This window comes from Limnovirga soli (genome assembly GCF_013106755.1).
Lineage (GTDB): Bacteria > Bacteroidota > Bacteroidia > Chitinophagales > Chitinophagaceae > Limnovirga > Limnovirga soli.
The window spans coordinates 227,481-250,079 of the sequence record NZ_WHPF01000002.1; the positions used below are offsets into that span (position 1 = coordinate 227,481).

The 22,599-nt window shown below is 37.6% G+C and carries 19 protein-coding genes and 1 tRNA gene; 11 read left to right on the top strand and 9 right to left on the bottom strand.

The features are described from left to right. The gene (locus GD597_RS02790; protein ID WP_171606288.1) at positions 1-2,382 is read left to right on the top strand and encodes a glycoside hydrolase family 127 protein; all 2,382 of its coding nucleotides are present in this window, start codon (positions 1-3) and stop codon (positions 2,380-2,382) included. A gap of 227 nt (positions 2,383-2,609) precedes the next feature. Here the strand turns inward: GD597_RS02790 and GD597_RS02795 are convergent, their stop codons facing one another. Next, positions 2,610-3,329 (bottom strand): LytR/AlgR family response regulator transcription factor, encoded by a 720-nt coding sequence (locus tag GD597_RS02795; RefSeq protein ID WP_171606289.1) that lies wholly within the window; start codon positions 3,327-3,329, stop codon positions 2,610-2,612. Between the two features lie 15 nt (positions 3,330-3,344). After that, positions 3,345-4,514 (bottom strand): sensor histidine kinase, encoded by a 1,170-nt coding sequence (locus GD597_RS02800; RefSeq protein WP_171606290.1) that lies wholly within the window; start codon positions 4,512-4,514, stop codon positions 3,345-3,347. Between the two features lie 312 nt (positions 4,515-4,826). Here GD597_RS02800 and GD597_RS02805 point away from each other — a divergent pair, with 312 nt between their 5' ends. The 3 genes from GD597_RS02805 (at position 4,827) to GD597_RS02815 (ending at position 8,399) form a co-directional block, all read left to right on the top strand. Then, positions 4,827-4,982 carry a hypothetical protein gene (locus GD597_RS02805; protein ID WP_171606291.1) on the top strand — a complete coding sequence of 52 codons (156 nt, stop codon included), beginning with the start codon at positions 4,827-4,829 and terminating at the stop codon, positions 4,980-4,982. Between the two features lie 476 nt (positions 4,983-5,458). After that, positions 5,459-7,369 carry a gliding motility-associated C-terminal domain-containing protein gene (locus GD597_RS02810; protein ID WP_171606292.1) on the top strand — a complete coding sequence of 637 codons (1,911 nt, stop codon included), beginning with the start codon at positions 5,459-5,461 and terminating at the stop codon, positions 7,367-7,369. Positions 7,370-7,382: 13 nt separating this feature from the next. Then, positions 7,383-8,399 (top strand): PorP/SprF family type IX secretion system membrane protein, encoded by a 1,017-nt coding sequence (locus GD597_RS02815; protein WP_171606293.1) that lies wholly within the window; start codon positions 7,383-7,385, stop codon positions 8,397-8,399. Positions 8,400-8,808: 409 nt separating this feature from the next. Here GD597_RS02815 and GD597_RS02820 read toward each other — a convergent pair. Further along, positions 8,809-8,882 (bottom strand) — tRNA-Pro (locus tag GD597_RS02820). Between the two features lie 89 nt (positions 8,883-8,971). On the opposite strand from GD597_RS02820, the gene GD597_RS02825 reads away from it, so the two are divergent. From GD597_RS02825 to GD597_RS02840, 4 genes are read left to right on the top strand one after another with little or no spacing between them, the layout of a single operon-like run. Continuing rightward, positions 8,972-10,237 carry a dihydroorotase gene (locus tag GD597_RS02825; RefSeq protein WP_171606294.1) on the top strand — a complete coding sequence of 422 codons (1,266 nt, stop codon included), beginning with the start codon at positions 8,972-8,974 and terminating at the stop codon, positions 10,235-10,237. A 12-nt stretch (positions 10,238-10,249) separates the two neighbouring features. Next, a complete protein-coding gene (locus GD597_RS02830) occupies positions 10,250-10,771 on the top strand; it encodes a DUF4199 domain-containing protein (RefSeq protein ID WP_171606295.1) in 522 nt (173 codons plus the stop codon). A gap of 9 nt (positions 10,772-10,780) precedes the next feature. Beyond that, the gene (locus GD597_RS02835; protein WP_171606296.1) at positions 10,781-11,728 is read left to right on the top strand and encodes a glycosyltransferase family 2 protein; all 948 of its coding nucleotides are present in this window, start codon (positions 10,781-10,783) and stop codon (positions 11,726-11,728) included. Positions 11,729-11,741: 13 nt separating this feature from the next. Continuing rightward, positions 11,742-12,878, top strand: a complete 1,137-nt coding sequence (locus tag GD597_RS02840) for a glycosyltransferase (RefSeq protein WP_171606297.1) — start codon at positions 11,742-11,744, stop codon at positions 12,876-12,878. Between the two features lie 67 nt (positions 12,879-12,945). On the opposite strand, the gene GD597_RS02845 is transcribed toward GD597_RS02840, so the two are convergent. From GD597_RS02845 to GD597_RS02855, 3 genes are read right to left on the bottom strand one after another with little or no spacing between them, the layout of a single operon-like run. Further along, positions 12,946-13,371: a hypothetical protein gene (locus GD597_RS02845; protein WP_171606298.1), complete on the bottom strand. Its 426-nt coding sequence runs from the start codon at positions 13,369-13,371 to the stop codon at positions 12,946-12,948. Then, positions 13,368-13,589 carry a ferredoxin gene (locus GD597_RS02850; RefSeq protein WP_171606299.1) on the bottom strand — a complete coding sequence of 74 codons (222 nt, stop codon included), beginning with the start codon at positions 13,587-13,589 and terminating at the stop codon, positions 13,368-13,370. Before GD597_RS02850 ends, GD597_RS02845 begins: the two co-directional genes overlap by 4 nt. A 1-nt stretch (position 13,590) precedes the next feature. After that, complete coding sequence (locus GD597_RS02855; protein WP_171606300.1) at positions 13,591-14,829, bottom strand: peptidase U32 family protein; 1,239 nt, start codon at positions 14,827-14,829, stop codon at positions 13,591-13,593. Between the two features lie 186 nt (positions 14,830-15,015). On the opposite strand from GD597_RS02855, the gene GD597_RS02860 reads away from it, so the two are divergent. Together GD597_RS02860 and GD597_RS02865 are read left to right on the top strand one after the other, a co-directional pair. Then, positions 15,016-15,444, top strand: coding sequence for a 6-pyruvoyl trahydropterin synthase family protein (locus tag GD597_RS02860; protein ID WP_171606301.1), 429 nt, complete (start codon positions 15,016-15,018; stop codon positions 15,442-15,444). 581 nt (positions 15,445-16,025) lie between these two features. Continuing rightward, on the top strand, positions 16,026-16,808 hold the full coding sequence (locus tag GD597_RS02865; protein WP_171606302.1) for an SMODS domain-containing nucleotidyltransferase: 783 nt from the start codon (positions 16,026-16,028) through the stop codon (positions 16,806-16,808). On the opposite strand, the gene GD597_RS02870 is transcribed toward GD597_RS02865, so the two are convergent. The 3 genes from GD597_RS02870 to miaE form a co-directional block, all read right to left on the bottom strand. Next, on the bottom strand, positions 16,809-17,822 hold the full coding sequence (locus GD597_RS02870; protein ID WP_171606303.1) for a Gfo/Idh/MocA family protein: 1,014 nt from the start codon (positions 17,820-17,822) through the stop codon (positions 16,809-16,811). It abuts the gene before it with no gap. An 86-nt stretch (positions 17,823-17,908) separates the two neighbouring features. Beyond that, positions 17,909-19,105, bottom strand: a complete 1,197-nt coding sequence (locus GD597_RS02875) for a hypothetical protein (protein WP_171606304.1) — start codon at positions 19,103-19,105, stop codon at positions 17,909-17,911. Between the two features lie 50 nt (positions 19,106-19,155). After that, on the bottom strand, positions 19,156-19,767 hold the full coding sequence (gene miaE, locus GD597_RS02880; RefSeq protein ID WP_171606305.1) for a tRNA-(ms[2]io[6]A)-hydroxylase: 612 nt from the start codon (positions 19,765-19,767) through the stop codon (positions 19,156-19,158). 359 nt (positions 19,768-20,126) lie between these two features. On the opposite strand from miaE, the gene GD597_RS02885 reads away from it, so the two are divergent. Next, entirely contained in the window at positions 20,127-22,589 is a 2,463-nt protein-coding gene (locus GD597_RS02885; RefSeq protein WP_171606306.1) for a penicillin acylase family protein, read from the top strand. Positions 22,590-22,599 lie beyond the last annotated feature (10 nt).

The window sequence follows — 22,599 nt, forward strand, 5'->3', positions numbered from 1 at the left end:
ATGAAGCAACTATTTTTAATTGCGGCTGTGACATTAAGTTCATTGTCATTATATGCCCAGCAAAAAGATTATCCTATACAACCTGTTCCTTTTACCCAGGTAGCTGTGAATGATAATTTCTGGAAACCTAAAATGAAAATCAATGCAGAGATCACCATTCCTTATATTTTGCAAATGTGCAGGCAGCATGGCAGAATTAATAATTTTTTAGCAGCTGCCGGTAAAAGGGAAAATAAACTTTGTTCTGATTTTACTTTTGATGATACAGATGTGTATAAATGGATTGAAGGTGCCTCCTATGCCTTGCAGGTAGAACCCAATCCCAGGCTTGCACTCTATCTCGACTCTCTTATTGATATCATTGCCGCAGCCCAAGAGCCTGACGGATACCTGTATACATTTAGAACCATTAAACCACTGGTACAACATGAATGGGTTGGCGAAAAGCGCTGGATTAACGATTCAGTACTTAGCCATGAATTATATAATGCAGGCCATTTATTTGAAGCTGCGTTTGCCCACTATAACGCAACCGGCAAAACCAATTTGCTAAATATTGCCTTAAAAAATGCTGACCTGTTATGTAATGATTTTGGATATGGCAAAGTGGAGATTTATCCCGGGCACCAAATTGTAGAAATTGGATTGGCTAAATTATATCGTATTACAGGCAACAAAAAATACCTTGACCTGGCCAAATTCTTTTTGGATATCCGTGGCCCCAAAGGAGAATCGTACAATCAGGCAAATAAAAAAGTGGTTGACCAAACCGAAGCCGTTGGCCACGCAGTACGTGCTGCCTATATGTACAGTGGAATGGCTGATGTTGCAGCACTAACAGGAGATTCCTCCTATTTAAAAGCTATTGATGCCATTTGGGAGGATGTTGTAACTAAAAAATTATATATCACCGGTGGTATTGGGGCTACCAATGCCGGCGAGGCTTTTGGAGAAGCATACGAACTGCCCAACATGAGTGCTTATGCTGAAACCTGCGCTGCCATAGCAAATGTTTATTGGAATAACCGCATGTTTCTGTTACATGGCGATGCCAAGTATATTGATGTTTTGGAACGAACACTTTATAATGGATTACTTTCGGGAATGGCATTGGATGGAACACATTTCTTTTATCCCAATCCATTGGCTTCGGTTGGTCAGCACGACCGCAGTCCTTGGTTTTCCTGTGCTTGCTGTATTTCAAATATGACCAGGTTTTTACCCTCTGTTCCAGGTTATGTGTTTGCCCAAAACAAAAACGATCTTTTTGTAAACCTGTTTATGAGCAATAGCAGTACCATACAATTAACCTCAGGGAAAATACAGGTTACCGAAACAACCAATTATCCCTGGAATGGCAAAGTAGCATTGCAAATAAACCCAGAAAACTCAAGTGCTTTTGCCTTACATATCAGGATTCCCGGATGGGTGAATGCCAATCCTGTTCCGGGTAAACTGTATACTACCAATGCGCAAAAACAAGCAGTTATCATCTATTTAAATGGTAAACCAATTACCTATTCTATTGAAAAGGGCTATGCTGTTATTAACCGTACATGGAAGAAAGCCGATAAACTAACTTTCGAATTTCCCATGCAGGCCCAACGTATTTTTGCCAATGAAAACGTAAAAGCTGATATTGGCCGTTTTGCCATTCAGTATGGCCCGGTTATGTATTGTTTGGAAGGGATGGACAATAAAGACAGCATGGTTCAAAATATTGTGGTAGAGAAAAACGCCCCCTTACAGGTAAGCTATAAGGCAAACATGCTGAATGGTATAAATGTAATTACCATGCAGGGCCAGGGTACCAAACGCCAGCTAAACAGTAATACGCTTATAAGCAGCAAACAAAACATAACTGCTATACCCTACTATGCCTGGGATAACCGTGGGCCAGGAGAAATGGAAGTATGGATTCCATATACACAAGCCGCAGCCCGGCCAAAACCCGCTCCCACCATTGCCTATACCAGCAAGGTTACGGCTTCTATCAAATCAAGAAGCATATTGGCTTTGAACGATCAGTTTGAGCCTGCCGATTCTAAAGATCAGAGCATTCCCTATTTTCATTGGTGGCCAAAGCAAAATACCATCGAATGGGTGGCTTACGATTTTGATACAACTCACACCGTATCATCCTGCAAAGTGTATTGGTACGATGATGGCCCATGGGGTGGTTGCCGTATACCCGCAGCCTGGAAAATATATTATAAAAGCAATGGCGAATGGATACCCGTTACCAACACAAGCAGTTATGAAATTGCAAAAGATGCCTATAATAGTGTACAATTTAAACCAGTTACCACTACAGCTTTAAAACTGGAAGTTCAATTGCCGGTTGATAATGCAACTGGAATACATGAATGGATAGTGGAGTAAATAGTTATTAGCCAGGCTATGGAATAAGCATATAGCCTGCTTGCGTCGCACACTTGTACTGTATATAGTGAGGCAACAGGTTATTACCTTTTATAAAATGTTGAAAGGGCACTGTTTAATAAAGGCCTCATATTTAGGTAAAAGATGAAAGGATTGCGACGCAAGAATGCCCAATCAGGGATATGTTGCTGGTATTAAAAGCTTTTTAAATAATATAATATTTGTGCTTAAATGTATCGGCCTGCTAATAAATTTATATTATCCCGGTAAGCATCACCAATTGGTAATTCCAGCTGGTTATTATGTAAAATCAGGGAATCCTTGGTAATGATTTGGATAGAGGCAATAGGCACAATATACGAGCGGTGTGTTCTAATAAATTTGGAGGTAGGTAGTAAATCCTCAAGGCTTTTTAAAGTAAGTCTGGTAAGTAAAGGCCTGTCTGTACCTCGTATAAAAATTTTTATGTAATCCTTTAATCCTTCTATATATAACAAATCTGCCAGTACCAGTTTTACCAGTTGGTACTCTACATTTATAAAAATAAATTCAGTTTCTTGTCGTTCAAATCCATTGCTCGGTTTGCTGGCTCCAAAAAATAATAATGCTTTATTGGTGGCTTGCAAAAAACGTTCAAATACCACTGGTTTTACCAGGTAATCAATGGCATCCACATTAAATGCATTTAATGCATAGTTTTCAAAAGCAGTAACAAAAATAACCAGAGGTTTTGGTACCAGAGATTTTACAAATTGTAGCCCACTAATACCGGGCATTTGAATATCTATAAAAAGAATATCAATTTTAACCTGTTTTAAAACCTCTGCTGCATCCATGGCATTTTTACAGCTGGCAATAAGGTTAAGATAAGGAACCCTTTTAATATTATCAGCCAATAAATCTAGGGCAATTTTTTCGTCATCAACAGCCATGCAGGATATTTTCATTATTGGGTAAATATTTTATGAATAAGATAATTTTATCTGTAAAAAAATACTAAACACCTCTTCACCTTTTTGGATTGATAAATAATGATTTGCCGGATAAAGTAGCTCAAGTCTTTTTTTTACATTAGCCAGGCCAATACCCGAAGCATTGTCAATTGGCTCTATTTTGTTTTGTGTATATTTATTTGTTACACTAAAGGTTAAATACTGATGATTAGTCAGGAGTTCAATTACTATAAACCTATCCCCGTCAATAAACCCGCTGGCATGTTTAAATGCATTTTCCACAAAAGGAATCAGTAGCATTGGCGCAATTTGTAAATTATCATAATCATTAAAGAAATTAGTGGTTATTTTTACATCCTGGTGTCTGATTTCCCGCAGACCAACATAATCTTCCAGGTATTTTATTTCCTTATCAAGTAATACTTTTTCCTCATTGGTATCATATAACATATATCGCAATAAAGAGGATAATTTTTGAAGTGAGGGTTCCAGCATTTCGGTGTTTTTGCGTGCATGATATGTTAAATTGTTAAGCACATTAAATAGAAAGTGTGGGCTGATTTGTGATTTTAAAAATTGCAGTTCAGAACTTAAAGCAGCCATTTTTTGCTCCTTTAACTGGCTTTCCCTATAATCTCCATCATTAATATATTTTAAGGCAATGCTGGCTGTGATAACCATCAAAAAAGGGAGAAGTGTTACCGAATATGGCAGCATTGGTGATCTGTTTGCCCCCGCTGGAAAATCTATAGGAGGTGGATGAATACCCAAATTACCCGGTGCATTTAAAGGAATTCCATTTTTTGATGGTGGAGGTGGCCGCATGTCCGGCGGTCTAATCTGGACATTGGTTAATATCCCGGGTTTGTTCATGTATTTAAAATAAAGATTCATACCCTCTACAAAAAGGGCAGCCTGCAATAAGGATATCAATACAAACACAATAAAGCGCTTTAAATAAAGCAAACGTGGAATTAAAAGGTAATAGTATACATAAAAAACAACTGCTAGTGTAAAAACAGTTATTGAAAGATGCTGATAGATTTTCAAATCAGGATAGGCAGTACCTGAGTTATTTTTATTGGCGCTATAAAAAAGTAAAATCACAATTGAAAGTATACCCACCCATGCTGCAAAATGTAAAACAATCAATTTCAGCTTCTGGTATGTTCGATTCATTTGTTTCATTATTGTAATAATAAAACAATGTAGATGCTGCCAATGAAAAATTAGATAAAACCAAACATTTTACCTACCAACTTGCTAATTACATCTCCTGAGAAAAACAAATTAGTACACCTTACAAATTTTAAAAGTTAATGAAATGTAAACTGCGCAATATTGGTCTACAGAAAAGGTGTATTAGTCGAAAAAGCTTTACAATGAAATAACCACTAATCTACATTTGTTAGAAGGATTTTTTATAAACAACATAATCTAAATTATCATGTAATAACTCTACTTAATTTTTTTAACCATATAAATTAAGTTATGAAATTTCAATTTATGCTTTCAGTTTTGCCTAGTAGGATTAGAATTTGGAGCTATCAAAAAGTTACCGGTATATGCAAATATGATTATACCATTACCTACACAGGTACAAATTATTATTTTCAAAACAGAAATGCGGTTAAACTTAAAATATAAACAGGGAAATCTACTAACAATCACTGTCTAATACGGTTTCAGTATTAACGCCAACAGTTGCAATTATTAGCACATGCTCCTCCTCTCTCTTTTACTATTTACAATTATTATACATAATCAATTTGATTGCCGGCGCAAATCAACTTTAGGTGAATTGAACCAGTTTATAACAGTGTGTTTGAATAATACCTGTTTTACCTGCATCAAGGAAGAATGCAGCATCCGTTGCGTCGCACACTTGTACACCATAAAAGTTGCAGCAATAAATAAGGCAACCAATTGAAGTAATTGTTTCTTACCAAAATAGAGTAAAGAATTAGTGGTTTTTCTTGCTAAAAGCTGCCTAAAATGATATAGTACAAGAGTGCGACGCAACTGTTGCCTAAAAAAGTGATTGAGCCCGTAACATAAATTTTTTAAAATAAAAAGCAGAAGGTTATTGTATGCTGATAAGGGATAAAAAATGCAGTTGGCTTTTGTTAAGCTCCATGCTGTTTTGGGGACAATATGCACAGGCACAATTATGCACCGGCAGTTTGGGAGACCCGATAGTTAGCATCAATTTTGGGGCAGGTACTGGTCGTGGAGCAGCATTAGGGTCATCAGTAACTGCCTACACTTATTCGTCATCAGGTGAACTAGGAGAAGGTGTGTATACCATAGCCAATACAACCTCAGGTTTAAAGGGCAATGCATGGCATGTTACCAAAGATCATACAGGAAACACCAATGGATATATGATGGTAGTAAATTCGGCCAAGCTGGCTTCTGAAGGTATTTTTTATACAAAAACGGTAATAGGTTTATGTCCGGGCACCACTTACGAATTTTCTGCCTGGTTAATAAATATAATGAACCCATCAGCTGGAACTGATCAATACCATCCTAATGTTACATTTAGAATTAATACTACCACGGGTACAGAATTAGGTACCTACTCAACGGGAAGTATTGTACAATCCTCATCTGCTACCTGGCACCAATATGGGTTTTACTTTACCACAGGCACCAGTTCTGAGGTAGTTATCACTATATTAAATATTGCACCCAGTGCAATGCCCGGCAACGATATTGCACTTGACGATATTGCTTTTAGGGCATGTGGCCCATCTGTTGCTACAGAATTTGTGGGTGGTGGAACTTCAAAAGAGGTATGCGATGGCACTATTGCTACTTTTACCTTATCGGCAAATGTTTCCAGCGGGTATAACAACCCTGCTTATCAATGGCAGGTTAGTAAAGATAATGGTAGTACATGGCAGGATATTCTGGGTGCAACTTCCACTTACTATTCAGGTACTTTAACTGCTGTTGCTGTTTATTTATACCGATTAGCGGTAGCAAGTGGTACTAATATCTTATCGGCCAATTGCAGGATTGTTTCCAATGCGGTAAGTTATACAATACATACAAATCCTGCCATTACAGCAACTGATAATTCCCCAACCTGTTATGGCGATACATTGAAACTTTATGTTACCGGCGATAATACAAGCACTTTTACATGGACAGGCCCGAACAATTTTAGTAGCGCAGTTCAGAACCCTGTAATTAATGGTTTAATAGCCGCAAATAATGGTAATTATATTGTTAAAGTTAAAACAAGTGCCGGCTGTACAAATACTGATACTTTATTGGTGGATGTAGATGGCAGCCCAACCGTGGATGCAGGGAACTCAAGTGCTATCTGCGAGGGCAACTCGGTTACCTTAAATGGTGTGGGTTCGGGTAGTAGCTTTTTATGGTCACCTGCAGAAACACTTTCTAATGCACTTATCGCCACACCTGTTGCCACACCGGCAGATACTACTATCTATACCTTAACTGTAAGTAATGGGCAGTGTAGCAGTAAAGACACTGTTATAATAAATGTTTGGAAAAAACCAATTGCAAATGCTGGTACTGATAAATATATGATTGAAGGTACCTCCGTTACATTAAACGGCTCTGTAACTGTGGCAAATGGCACCTATAACTGGGAACCTGAATACAATATTACAGAATCTGCAAGCTTAACTCCTGTTGTAGCGCCTGCCTTTGATACAACGTATACATTTTTTGTTAGTTCTTCCAACGGATGTGGCACAACCTCTGATCAGGTAAGGGTAAAAGTATATAAAAAAATAAGCATCCCCAATACATTTTCTCCAAACAATGATGGCATAAACGATACATGGAGCATCTTACAATTAAATACCTATACAAGTGCAAGTATTTCAGTATTTAACAGGTGGGGCCAAATTGTATTTCGCAGTACTGGCTATACCAATGCTTGGGATGGAAGATACAATGGCAAATTATTACCTGTTGGAACCTATTATTATATCATTGATCTTAAAACAAGCATTCCATTACATTATACAGGTTGGATAGCATTATTAAGATAAAAAGATTGCTTTTATGAAATACTTTAGCACTTTACTTATATTCTGTTTACATGTTTCAACCGGAAATTGTCAACAAAAAGCGCACTATACGCAGTATATCCTCAATCAGTATATTATTAATCCGGCACTAACAGGTATAGAAAATTACATTGATGTAAAAGTTAGTCACCGCCAGCAATGGACAGGTTTGGATGGTGCACCTGTTACCAGTTATATTTCTATTCAGGGGCCAATTGCAAAAAAGGATTACCGAACTACTGCAACTTCTTTTAGAGTGCCGGGCGAAAATCCAAGAGGGAATGCATACTGGGATAATTACACTGCTGCCGAGCCACACCATGGCATTGGAATACAATTTATAAAAGATGTTACTGGCCCATTAAGTAACGTTGGCGCATATGCCACATATGCTTATCATATTGGTATATCTCCCCGCACAAATTTGGCGGCCGGTATGGGTGTGGGGCTTACGAGGTTTGGCCTTGATGCATCTAAATTGGAATTTAATACTACCGTAGATCCCGTAGTGTATACCAGTAACCTTATCAATACCACAAAGCTTGATTTTAATGCAGGCCTTTATCTTTATTCTTCTGATTATTTTATCGGGCTTTCAGCACAGCAATTAATTCCCTCCCGAATAGATTTTTCAAACAATATTATCACAACCCAAACAGGTAAAATGGTACCGCATCTATTTGCAACAGCGGGGTACAGGTTTTTGTTAAACGAAAACTTTAATCTCACTTCTTCAATAATGCTTAAATATATTCAACCGTTGGCCATTCAGCCTGAATTGAATCTTAAACTTCAATATAATGATTTGTTATGGACGGGAGCAAGTTATCGTTATAAAGATGGTTTTGCGGCCATGCTGGGTATTAATGTGCTTAATTTTTTTAATATAAGTTACTCTTATGATTACTCCACCTCTTCCCTAAGTACCTACACCAAAAACACCCACGAGTTTATTCTAGGTTTTTTGCTAAATAATAAATATGCAGATACCTGTCCAAAAGCATTTTGGTAAATAACAATAACAGATACTTCAAAACTTCATTCAAATACCAACCTAAAATACTATTGGGAAAGGATTGTAGATATATGTTTTAATGTACCCGGCACCTGTAAGGTAATGCAAGTGCCGTTGCGTCGCACAATTGTACGTTCAGCTATAATGGCAACAGTAAAACCAATTCATTGCTATAATAGAAAACAAATACATTGCTGCATAGCATTACTATGGCACAAGAGTGCGACGCAAGTAAAGCTTTATTTTTAGGGTAAGCCGGGTTCAAAATTTAAAAAAGCTATCAGGCAGAAAGCTGTTTCTTCCTTTACTGTAATTGCTGGCTGTATACAATCTTAGCAGGTAATTAGAAATGCATAAATGCAACAATGCCTGTAAAAATTACAGGCATTGTATTTTACATTTTATGTCGGGTGGACTGGATTCGAACCAGCGACCCCTTGCACCCCATGCAAGTGCGCTACCGGGCTGCGCCACCACCCGTAATTATGCATTATTTACATAAACGGGTTGCAAATGTAAAGGCTTTTACCAAAATTCAATATATATTCGCCAAATTTTACTTCTCGCTCATGAATATTTTATTGAAGCAGGTAACAATTGCTGAGCAGGGCTCACCTTACAATGGTTCTGTAAAAGATATTCTTATTACCAATGGCATTATTCAACAAATTGAAGATGTTATTGACGAACCCAATGCTACTGTATATCATCTTGAAGGCAACTGTGTTTCGCCGGGTTGGGTAGATATTTTTACCCATTGCTGCGACCCCGGTTTGGAGTTTAAAGAAACCCTTTCTACTGCAGTTGATGCTGCTGCTGCAGGTGGATATACGCATATTTTTACCTTACCCAATACCAATCCGGTAGTACATAATAAATCGCAGGTAGAATATATAACGCAAAAAGCTAATAACCTGCCAATACATGTTCAACCCCTTGGGGCTGTTACAAAAAATTGTGAGGGAAAAGAGTTGGCAGAAATGTATGATATGTATGCCAGCGGTGCCGCAGCATTTAGCGATGGGATTAATGCGCTTCAATCTGCCGGCTTAATGGTAAAAGCGCTTCAGTATGTAAAGGCATTTAACGGTGTTATTATACAGTTACCGGTAGATAAAAGTATTGGCCAATTTGGTTTAATGCACGAAGGCATAGTATCTACCAGATTGGGTTTACCAGGTATCCCCGCCATGGCAGAAGAAATTATAGTGGCCCGGGATATTAAACTTGCCCGTTATGCTGATTCTAAACTGCACTTTTCTGGAGTTAGTTCTCCCAAATCGCTGGAATATATAAAAAGGGCAAAAGAGGCGGGTTTACAGGTAACCTGTTCAGTAACGCCATATCACCTGTTTTTCTGCGACGAGGATCTTGCCGGATATGACACCAATTTAAAAGTTAGTCCGCCGCTACGCAGCAGAACTGATATGTTGGCTTTACGCGAATTTGTTTTGGATGGAACAGTAGATTGTATTGCCAGCCATCATTTACCGCATGAATGGGATAGCAAAATATGCGAATTTGAATATGCTAAATATGGTATAACCGGTTTACAAACAGCATATAGTGCCCTGCAAACCGTATTACCAGGCATTACACCTGAAAGGATTGCCAATTTGTTTAGTGTAAATGCACGAACAATTTTTAGTCTGCCAAATGCCACCATTTCCCAGGGCCAAAAAGCTGAATTAACTATTTTTAACCAGCAAGCCGGCTTTGTTTTAAATAAAGAGGATATAAAAAGTAAATCTATCAACACACCTTTTATAGGTGCAGATTTAAGTGGAAAAGTAATTGGTATATATGCCAAAGGAAACTTAGTTTTGAACAAATAACTCATCATCATTATGGAACAAAAAATTGCCACCCCAGTTGAGAAAGGATTAATTATCTCTTTAATCCTGATTGTAATAGGTTTAGTACTTTATTTCACCAATCAATACACCAATAAAACATTGGGTTATTTACAATACCTCGTGTTAATGGGCGGAATAATATGGGGCTGTATTGTGTATGCCCAGCAAATGAAAGGAAATGTAACATTTGGTAATGTATTTGCCCATGGTTTTAAAATAACCGCTTTTGTGGCAGCTACACTGGCAGTGTACACTTTTGTATCAGTAAAATTTATCTTCCCTGATATCATTGATAAATCCATTGAAATGATGCGGGCTGAAATGGCCAACAACAAAGACCTTACTGAAGAAAACATTCAAACAGCATTGTCAATGACCCGCAATTACTTTGTTCCATTTGCTGTTGGAGGCATATTGGTAATGTTTGCAATATTGGGTGCAATATCTGCTTTAATTGGCGCTGCGGTAGCTAAGAAAAATCCGCAAGACCCTTTTGGTCAACCTCAAATGTAATTGTATAAAATGGACGTTTCCATCGTTATTCCCCTTTTTAATGAGGATGAATCGCTTACAGAGTTATCAGAATGGATTACCCGTGTGGTTACAGCCAATAAGCTTAGCTATGAGATAATTCTGGTTGATGATGGCAGTACTGATAATAGCTGGGAAGTTATTCAACAACTTGCAAAAGGGAATTCCCAGATAAAAGGCATAAAATTTCAGCGTAATTATGGCAAATCTGCCGCATTAAACGAAGGGTTTAAAGCAGCAAAAGGAAATGTTGTTATTACCATGGATGCCGATATGCAGGATTCGCCGGACGAAATTCCAGCCTTACATAATATGATTATGCAGGAAGGTTTTGATTTGGTAAGCGGCTGGAAAAAGAAACGATATGATAATGCGCTTACCAAAAATCTGCCATCCAAATTATTTAATGCGGCAGCCAGAAGAACGTCGGGAATTCCGCTACATGATTTTAACTGCGGATTGAAAGCATACCGTTTCAAAGTCATCAAAAGTGTGGAAGTATATGGCGAAATGCACCGGTACATACCTGTGCTAGCCAAACTAGCCGGCTTTAGAAAAATTGGAGAAAAAGTAGTTGAACATAGGGCCAGAAAATATGGTATTACCAAATTTGGTCTTAACCGCTTTATCAATGGCTTTTTGGATTTACTGAGCCTTAATTTTGTTGGCCGTTTTGGCAAAAAGCCCATGCACTTTTTTGGTTTATATGGCACACTTTGCTTTTTATTAGGTTTTGGTATCAGCATATACCTTATTCTTTCAAAATTTCTGATTGAAGACTATGGGCTAACCAATAAACCTGGTTTTTATATAGCATTGGCTATAATGGTTATAGGTATGCAATTATTTCTAACCGGTTTTATTGCAGAATTAGTTGGCCGAAATTCTACTGAAAGAAATACCTATCTAATAGAGGAAAAACTGGGTTTAGATCAATAGCACCTTGGAAAAAATGAAAAAATTGATCATCATTGGTCAGGCACATCCCATACGTGGAGGTATTGCTTCCTTTAACGAGAGGCTTGCGTTGGAATGTATTGAACAGGGGATTCAAACATCTATTTATACATTTTCCTATCAGTATCCAGGATTTTTATTTCCAGGTAAAACACAATATACTACTGAGCCGTTAAACAAGCCACTTGACATAAAGGTTTGTATCAATTCTATTAATCCACTTAAATGGATAAGTGTAGGCAAGCAATTGCAAAAGGAAAATGCTGATGTAATAGTATTTGCCTATTGGCTGCCATTAATGGGGCCGGCATTGGGTACAATAGCCCGAATTGCCAAACGAAATTCAACAACCAAAATAATTTGTATTGCACACAATGCCATCCCTCACGAAAAACGCCCTGGCGATAATGCATTTACCTACTATTTTGCCAGTGCAATGGACGCTTTCATAGCGCTTAGCACCAAAGTAAAAAACGACCTGGCTACGTTTACCCATAAATCCATTGTTCAAACTGTACATCCTTTGTTTGATCATTTTGGCAGTATAATACCTGTAGCTCAAGCCCGTAAACAGTTGGGTATTCATCCTGATCAAAAAATTATTTTGTTTTTTGGGTTTATACGCAAATACAAGGGTTTGGATATTTTAATTGAAGCTATACATATCTTAAAACAGCAAGCTGCATTAGAAAACATTAAGCTGATGATTGCCGGCGAATTTTATGATGACGAGCAAATCTATCAGCAACAAATTGACGCAGCTGGAATTAGAGAAGATCTTATTATAAATGCGGATTTTATTGCAGAAGACCAGGTGAAATTTTATTTATGTGCGGCCGATTTTGTTATTCAACCATATCGGAATGCTACCCAAAGTGGGGTAACTCCCCTCGCCTATCATTTTGAAAAACCCATGTTGGTTACTAATGTTGGCGGATTGCCAGATTTGGTACCAGATGGCAAAGCCGGATTAGTTTGTGAACCCCATGCAGAAGATATTGCCAAACATATTTTGCGTTTATACCAACTTGGCACAGATTATTTTTTACCTGGCCTGCGATACGAAAAACAGAAATATAGCTGGAATATTCTTGTGAATACCATTAAACAACTGGCTCAGGAAAATTTGTAATCCAGCAATATATTTTTATCGCATCACCTCTTGTTTTGTATCTGCTGCTTCGACACTCAAATACCTATCAATCAATTTTATTCCAGGTTAATTTGGCACCAAAACCTTTGCTGTTATCCGTCATTTTTATTTGTGTTAACGCTATGGCCCAAATAGTACCCGACATAGCTAAAGCAAAAGGATATGCTTTGTGATAAATAGTAGCGGCCTGTTGAATAAGTACACTTGATTGTGGTAATACTTCTCCCTGCCATTGTACCCCCTTTAATAGCAAAGGGTTTATTTTATTAGGCAAAATAGTTCCGGCAGCCATTTTTTGGGCCAACATTAATGTTGCATGGTTTGTATCATTGTGGGTTTTATAAATAAGTAAATAATTTGCTGCGTCAAACGCATAAAAGCAATTGAAACAATAAGGGTTAGCAGCTGTATCGGTAGTACAAATACTGGCTACAGTTTGCTTTTGCAAAAAACTTATAATATTTGGGTTCATACAATTTTTATTATGTTTACCGGGCATGCTTTTGCCACATTAATTGTTAATTCAAGCAAATGCGTTGGTATGGCTATTTGATAAATACCTTTCTTTTCAATTGCTTGTATTAAAGTAGCTTTCCCATCTTTCTTAGACATACGCCAAAGTGTGGGCTGCTGTTGCTGACAAATTCCACAACCAATGCATTTATTACGGTAATGAATAATTTTACTCATTCTAGGCTTTGGTTATTTTATACAATTTATCAGTTACAGCTACTTTGGTAGTAATGGGGAATGTTAGCTTATCTCCTTTTTCTGCAATAATTGCATGGTTGCCATTTACGGTTAACTGGTGCAGTGTTTCCTTAAACATACCATGTGCCTGTCCGCTAACCATGATGGTATCACCAGGTTGCAACGTCCCGGCTTCAATATCAAATTCACCTACCTGAATATTAGGATAATATCGGCTTCCTTTACCTATATACACTTTTTTTTCTGTTGCTGCCGATCCCGGGCTTTTTGTCCATTCTCCCATTTCCTGTCCCAAATAATAACCTTCCCAAAACCCACGATTATATACCGTAGCTAACATGGTTTCCCATTGGGCAATACTAGCGGCATTGTAAGTGCCATTGGCAATAGCTTCCAAGGCTTCTTTATAGCATTTTGTAACAGTATATACATAATCGGCACCCTTACTACGGCCTTCAATTTTTAAAACCTGAACACCACTGTTTACTACCTGATCCAAAACACCGATTGTACACAAGTCTTTGGGCGACATAATGTATTCGTTATCTATTACCAATTGTTCATTGGTTTCTGCATCTGTTACTATATAAGACCGGCGACAGTTTTGTACGCATGCACCACGGTTGGCTGCAGCATTTTGTGTATGCAAGCTTAGGTAACACTTGCCCGAAATGGCCATACATAAAGCACCATGAACAAAAATTTCCACCTCCAAAGGTTTGCCGGAAACACCAAGAATATTACGTCTTTCAATATCCCGGGTTATTTGTGTTATTTGCCTAAGGGTAAGTTCCCTGGCTAATACCACTACATCGGCCATACGGGCAAAAAACTGCACAGCTGCTATATTGCTAATATTTGCCTGCGTAGAAATATGCAACGGAATTTGTAACTGCGAACAATATTCCATCACAGCAAAATCGGCAGCAATTACAGCATCAATATGGTGCAGTTTTACCTGTTGCAAAATGGCTTTTAATAACTGCATATCATGATCGTACATTACCGTATTTAAGGTGAGGTAAGCTTTAATGCCATTACTATGGCAAAGTGTTGACACTTCCTCTATATCTGCAAGTGAAAACCCATTGGACGAACGCGTACGCATATTAAGTTGCTCTACCCCAAAATAAATAGCATCTGCACCCGCATTAATTGCGGCCTGTATGCAATCAAACGAGCCAGCGGGTGATAATAATTCAATGGTTTTATTGGCCATAAAAAAGTTTAATAATAATGCTGTTTGCCAGTACAGTCTTTTTTGTAAGGCTGCAAAGTTTTTTAAACCTGCATTTCAATACATGATAAGTATCATGTTAAAGGCTGAGCTATATTATGGTTTCAAATTTTTATAAACAACATCTTTGCGCGTTTTAGAAACTAACAGCAATAAACACAAGTTTAGATGATGCAGATAACAAAGATTTTCAGGTTCGAAATGGCACATGCTATACATGGATACGATGGCCCTTGCAAACATATTCATGGACACTCTTATATTTTGCATGTTACAGTAAGTGGTTATCATACACAGCAAAACTATTTGCCTGCACCAGGATTTATTATGGATTTTAAAGCGCTTAAAAAAATAGTACAACAGCATATTATACAGCAATTTGATCATGCCTTATTATTATCCGGCGAGTTTATAGCAAACAACCCCGCAAGTAATAGCCACAATAACCTGATGCTGTTTCCTGCTGAGCCAACAGCTGAGAATTTATTGATTTTTATACGCAATACCTTGCAGGAACACTTGCCAAAAGAAGTACATCTAAAGTCGCTATTGTTGTATGAAACAAATGATGCATACGCGGCATGGTATAACGACTAATATCTTTTAGCCCGACTATAGAAATACTATTAAACTTTACTTGCGTCGCACACTTGTACTGCAGAATATGTTTGGGCTAAAAAAGGCAACATTTCATTGCTGAGTATATAACAGAACCTTGCAGTGAGTGACACAAGTAAAGCTGAGTATATAAAAGATTGTTTGTTCACAAAATGTATCCAGGTTTTTAGTTACCTGGACATTTGGGTACCAAAAATTCTTTTCCTGATGACACATGCTTAAATTATTATTAAATAATAGTAGTTATACGAATAATATAAATGCATTTTGACTTTGGTTTAAACAGTTATGCATACATTTCGAAAATATTTCAACTACTAAAAATCATAATCCGTTACCAGTGCTAAGAGGCGTTATTTTTATATCGCATTCTGCCAATAAGCATTTTGATTTTTGGTATTCACAACCTATGGCATCGTTTGAAAATTATAACAGGGTTAAGCAATTAACCTTTATTTACCTGCACTAATTAAAAAAGGTTAATAGCCGGTTTAATTTCTACAGGAAAATATGCGTTATAACCGTTAAAAAATACATATAATAAACGAACCGTGCACACTATGTTTGTGGATACTGATACTTATCTTACTAATCTTGATAATTTTTTACTGCCGCAAACACCCGTTGTAGAACGGATAGATGAATGTATCCGCTTTTTAAAAGAAAGAATATGGGGGATGTTTCAGGATAATTTGGTGGAAGTAAATGTTTTTGGATCTTATGAAAATGGTACGTTTATACAACAGGATAAGGATGCAGATGTAAATATCATCATTGTTTTTAAGCAAAAGGGGTTTCAGCCCAATGCTTATATGAATAGAATACATGATTTTTGCCTGCGCTATAATAAACAAGCAACCATTTATAAAGATCATCCTACCGCATCTATAAGATTGGATAATTATACATTTGAGTTAGTGCCTGCTATTTATATTTCAAAAGATAAGGTTAGAATACCGGCGCCACAGGATGATCCGGCTTCAAAATGGATTCTCACCTCACCTAAAGCATTAAAAACCCAGCTTAATAACAAGGATAATCTAAATAATCAATTAATAAAACCTTCTATTAGGGTTATTAAGTATTGGAATACCCTGAAGAATAAACCATTCTCTTCTTTTGCTATTGAAAGGCAAATACTAAGTACTTTTTTCTTTTGCAAAGCCCCAAGAGATTATTTTTTTATAGCTTCCAATTCGCTTAAAAAACTTGCTATAACAGATCCGCAGCTGGCTTTTATGGAAGAAATCAGGGAAAGCACCCGCAGACTGAATGTATTTGAAAAGCATCGCATCCCTGAATATATTGGCCCGGAAATTTCGAGGATATTACCAATGGATTAATTAGATTGTATTCGCTGCCTGGTAAATGCGTTCTATTATTTCTACGGTTTTTAATCCTTCTTCGGGCAAGGTATACATGGGGGCATTATTGGTTAGCACTTCTATTAGGTTTTCATAAACTTTATCATGATTGCTCATAGAACCCGTATAGGTGCCATATTGATTGGCCGCTTTACTTTGGGGTAAATCGGGTATAGTAATATTTGTTAAACGCTGGTATTCCAATGTATTTAAATACTGTCCACCAATTTTTATGGTACCATTTTCGGCAAAAATGGTAAGAGAACCTTCCATGTTTTGCTGATGGCTGTTAACCGTATAATGAATGCCACCTATTAGGCCACTTTCAAAAACCAGATTTACAATACCTGTATCCTCAAAAGCAATGCTGTTAGTATGAGCAGAATTGGTAGTGATGGCCTGAATATGCTTAACATCTCCAAACATCCAATACAGCAAATCAATAAAATGGCTGAACTGGGTAAATAATGTACCGCCATCAAGTTCTTTGGTTCCTTTCCAGGTTTGATAGTAATCTTCATTCCGGTTCCAGAAACAATTTAGTTGTATACTATAAATTTTACCTAACAAATTCTGTTGTAATAATAGGTATACAGCTGCCACTGGCGGGTTAAACCTGTTTTGTTTGACTATCATTAATTTTTTGCCGGCCTGTCTGGCCGCTGCTATCATATTAACACAATTGGGGGTATTAATGGCCATAGGTTTTTCGCAAAGCACATGGCAGCCTGCTTGTAAAGCAGCAATACTATGCGCCGCATGTAAACCATTTGGCGTGCAAACCACAACCACATCAATATTGGCGGCGGAAGTAAGAAATGCTTCTACAGTATAATATGCAGAACAACTATATTGATGAGCCAAAGCATCTGCCTTCTCAGGCAACATATCACATACAGCAGTAAGATGCCCAAATATTTTAATTTGTTCAGCATGCCGCTGGGCTATTCTGCCACAACCTATTATTCCAAACCTAATGGATGAAACCGCCATTGTTATGTGCTTTTGTGCATTTCAAAAAAACAAATCCTTTCCCCAATATTGAGAAAAGGATTTGTTCCGAAAATAGTTCCACTATATTATTTCTCAAAAAAATTAACTGTACCGCCAACCCATTCTTTATCTTTATTATACCTTACACCAATCATTTTTCCTTTGCTTAAACGTCCTAGATTCATGGTGGGTACGGGTCTTTTTTCACCTTCTTTCCAAAAATAAAAAATTCTTATTTCTGCTTTGGCAGGTATATCCGGGGTTTCTATAACATCTGCATACTTTACTTTGCGCTGCAGTATCCAGTTATGTGGGTCTGTAACTTTTTCAATATCAGCAGCTGTAACATCAATCACCACCCCCTGCCCTGCAAATGAAAACAATGGTTTTAATACGTAGTTTTCCAAATCAGCAGGCATTTGCTTTATATCGCTCAAAAACTTTGTTTCGGGCACATAGGGATGTTGAATATAAGGTAGTGTAAATTTACTGATTCGATAAAACCAGTTAGGATGTGGCACCCATTCTACATCCAGATTTTCAAAAAGTATATAACCTTTTTCCTGTATTTCGGCAGATTGCTGTTGTAAATCATCAAAAATAACCCGGTTATAAATGCGTTTTACCTGAATTTTTCTGCCGTCTTTTTCGTAAAAAAGCTGATTGCCTTCCTTTATCAATTCAGTTAAACATACAATAGGAATACCCAGATAATCATTGGTACAATAAAAATCTATCCTTGTTTTTTGCTGATGGGGCAAAATTTCAAGTAAAATCGCATTTTCAGCTGCTACATCCTTAATAATAATTTCCTTTAATAATTCCAGATAAGATGCTTTGTCAAACCCGCCCAAATAAGCATCATAATGCTCAGGAATATCAAAATGTTTACGCGTCATTTCAGTGTGAAAAATCTGGTAGGCAAACAAAGTAGGAAAACCCTGCATTTCTATTAGCTGTGGCTCTAATCCCCCACTTTCATTTTCACAAATGCCAAAATCAAAGGCAATAAAATGGGTATGTTCATTTTCTGCCGGCACTTTTATATCTGCAGGTATGGCATGTGCTGTAAGTGTTTTAAAATTATACTGTGTTATCACATCTACAATGCTTTCGCAGGCCGAAATCATTTTATCAGTAAATGCTTTATCAACAAAAACCGGTGTTTCAGCAATCCTGAAATCAAGTGAACCGGGATGCAGGCTTTGCAATTCTTTTACGTAGGCCTCATATTTTTCAGCACTAAAGCTTTCATTAAACTTTTTTCTTAATGCAGCAACCATATTCTTAAATTTATCTATGTGTAAAAATAAGCAATGCGTACTTACAAAAATCAGTGTATCCTGTCGCCCCTTACTTCCAGATTATTTATAACATTGGCTTCATATTCCAGCCATTCTTTCCAGCGGTTTCGCACTTTTTCTTTATTTACATAGAATTCTGCCAACTCAATAAACAAGGCATAATGGCCGGCTTCGCTTTCCATAAATCTACGGTAAAAATTACGCATATAAGCATCAGGCAAACCTTCGCTAAGGCGTTTAAACCGCTCACAACTGCGTGCCTCAATTAATGCCATGGTTAACATCTGATCTAAAAACCTGTCTTCCACACTCCCTCCTTTTACCTGAAACGCAATTAATTGATTAACGTATTCATCTTTACGTTGTTTGCCCAACACAAGTTGGCGTTTTTTCAACTCCTGCAATACCAATCTGAAATGGCCCCACTCTTCAGTTACAATGGGTGCCAGCTCGTTCACCATTTTATCATAGGAAGAATATCGTTGTATCAGCGATATACAGGTAGTAGCCGCCTTTTGCTCACAATAAGCATGATCGGTCAAAATTTCCTGCATAGAAATACCTGCCAGATCTACCCAACGCGGATCGGTTGGTAATTGCAAGCCCAGAATATTTCTTTGTGCTTCGGCATTTGTTTCCATAATACATTATTATTAAACCTGCAGCAAATGTAATGGCATCGCCTCTTGCGTCGCATTACGTTCATCGTTCCGTTTTTATGGCAGCAAAACTATGGCATGTTTTTAAGCTGGGGAAAATTGTTTAAAATCCTTTCTACTTTGAAGAAATAGCATTATTTGCTTAATATAAAATAGTAAAAAAAAGAATATTTATTTGCTGCTTAAAGTACCAGACGTACAAGAGTGCGACGCAACGGCTGCTGCCAACAGCGCTAATGCCTGGCTCATAGTTTTTAATTATATGCTACCCATTATAATAGCTGTTCGATTGGCCATTTTATATAGGTTTATTTGTTACTTTCAGGCTTTAATTGCAGCATATGAGAATTACTCCTTTTATGATTTGCGCCGCATTAACTACTTTATTGGTGGTAGGCACCAATCAGCAGATTGATACGGGCAAAGCTAAAACGCCAAGACTTGGCTATTTTTTATCTCCGCAAAAAGGCTTTTGGCAAAATGCCGAGGCGGTAGATGCGTCGTTTAACGAAAACCTTTCTTTTACCGGTTTGCAAGGCAAAGCCAATGTGTATTTGGATGACCGGATGGTGCCGCATATTTATGCCGATAATGAGCATGATGCCTTTTTTATACAAGGCTATCTGCATGCGAAATTCAGGTTATGGCAAATGGAGTTTCAAATATATGCAGCCGGCGGCCGGTTAAGTGAAATAATGGGCGACAGTGCCAATGGTACCAGTTTTATTAAAATAGACAAATTCTTCAGGCGTTTGGGAATGGTATATGGTGCGGAAAACTCGCTTAAAGCAATGGAGGCAGACCCTGCCATACATGCTACTTTAGATGCCTATACAGCTGGAATAAATGCCTATATAAACACTTTGGATGAAAGCAGCTACCCACTGGAATATAAATTGCTTGATTATCAGCCGGAACTCTGGACAAATATGAAAACAGCTTTGTTTTTAAAATACATGTCGTTTGACCTTGCGGGTTATGAGCAGGATTTCGAGAAAACAAATGCAAAATCCATTTTTACCAAAGCACAATTTGATGCATTGTATCCTTATGGCGAGGATTCTTTGGATCCCATAATTCCCAAAGGCACTGCATTTGCACCCGCAGGCATAAATATGCAGCCTCCTGCTGCAGACAGTGCTTACCAGCAGTTTAAGCAAACAGCAGCCCCGGCAGATACAATTATAAAACCTAACCCGGAAAATGGAAGTAATAACTGGGCGGTGGCCGGTTCTAAAACAAAAAGTGGCAGACCAATACTTTGTAATGATCCGCATCTTGGTTTAAACCTGCCCTCTATTTGGTATGAAATGCAAATTACCGTACCTGGCTTTAGTGCTTATGGTGCTACATTCCCTGGTTCGCCAACCGTTATTATTGGATTTAATGATAACTGTGCCTGGGGTTTTACCAATGCAGGCAGAGATGTACGGGATTATTACGAAATAACCTTTAAGGATAAATCCATGAAGGAATACCTGTATAATGGCAGCTGGCAAAAAACAAGTTTCAGGGATGAAATTATAAAAGTAAAGGGCGGACAAAGCGATACCGAACATATTGCCATGACTATTTGGGGCCCGGTAATGTACGATCAATATTATCCTGATAAGCTAAACAGCAAAAAGGCATATGCCTGCCGCTGGAAAGCCCACGATGCCAGTAACGAATTAAAGACTTTTTATTTACTGGATCATGCTACAAATTATGATGATTATGAAGCAGCAATTGCCACCTATCAATGCCCTGGCCAAAATATGATATTTGCTACTAAAAATGGAGATATCGCCATCAGGCAGCAAGGGCAGTTTCCTGCCAAATGGAAGGGACAGGGGGATTTTATAATGCCGGGTACTGATAGCACCTTTGCATGGAGAGGTTTTATTCCCGATAGTGCCAATATTACCATGCATAATCCTATAAGAGGTTTTGTAAGTAGTGCTAATCAAATGCCTTATGATACATCTTATCCTTATTATCTTGACAGAAATTATCCGGTGTACAGAGGGTATATTATTAACCGCCTGTTAAACGGCATGGAACAAATTTCTGCTTCGGATATGGAACATATGCAAACCAGTAATTACAATGTGTTTGCTGAAATAGCCCGGCCCATACTATTGAAAAATATGGATACAAGACAGTTATCAGAAAAAGAAAAAAGCTACCTAAATATCTTAGAAAACTGGAATCTTGAAAATAATCCAGGCGAAAAAGGCCCAACTATTTTCCAGGTTTGGTGGGATAGCTTAATGACTGTTACTTATAAAGATGAGTTTGACCAATCAACATTACCGCTTATTTGGCCCAGTGAAAATACTTTGGCAGATGGCATTAATAAAGATTCGGCCTATATTTTTGCGGATAATATAAACACACCGCAAATAGAATCTGTAGCAGATGATATAAATATTTCGTTTAAAAAAGCAGTGAGCCGCTTTACAGAGTTGGAAAAGGAAAATAAGTTAGACTGGAGCACTTATAAAGGCACTATGATTCAACATTTGCTTAAAATACCTTCTTTAAGCAGGTTAAACCTGGTTTCGGGTGGTGGAAAAAATAGTATTGATGCACTAACAAAAGACCACGGGCCCAGTTGGAGAATGGTAGTAGAGTTAACTGATAAAACCAATGCATATGGCATATACCCCGGCGGTCAGGTAGGTAACCCGGGTAGTAAGTATTATGATAGTTTTATTAATGATTGGCTTGCAGCCAAATACTATAAATTGTTGTTTGCCACAGAAACAGAAATGCAACAGCAAATAAACAACAAAGGAAAAATGAGTTTTAATAAACTATAAAAATATTATC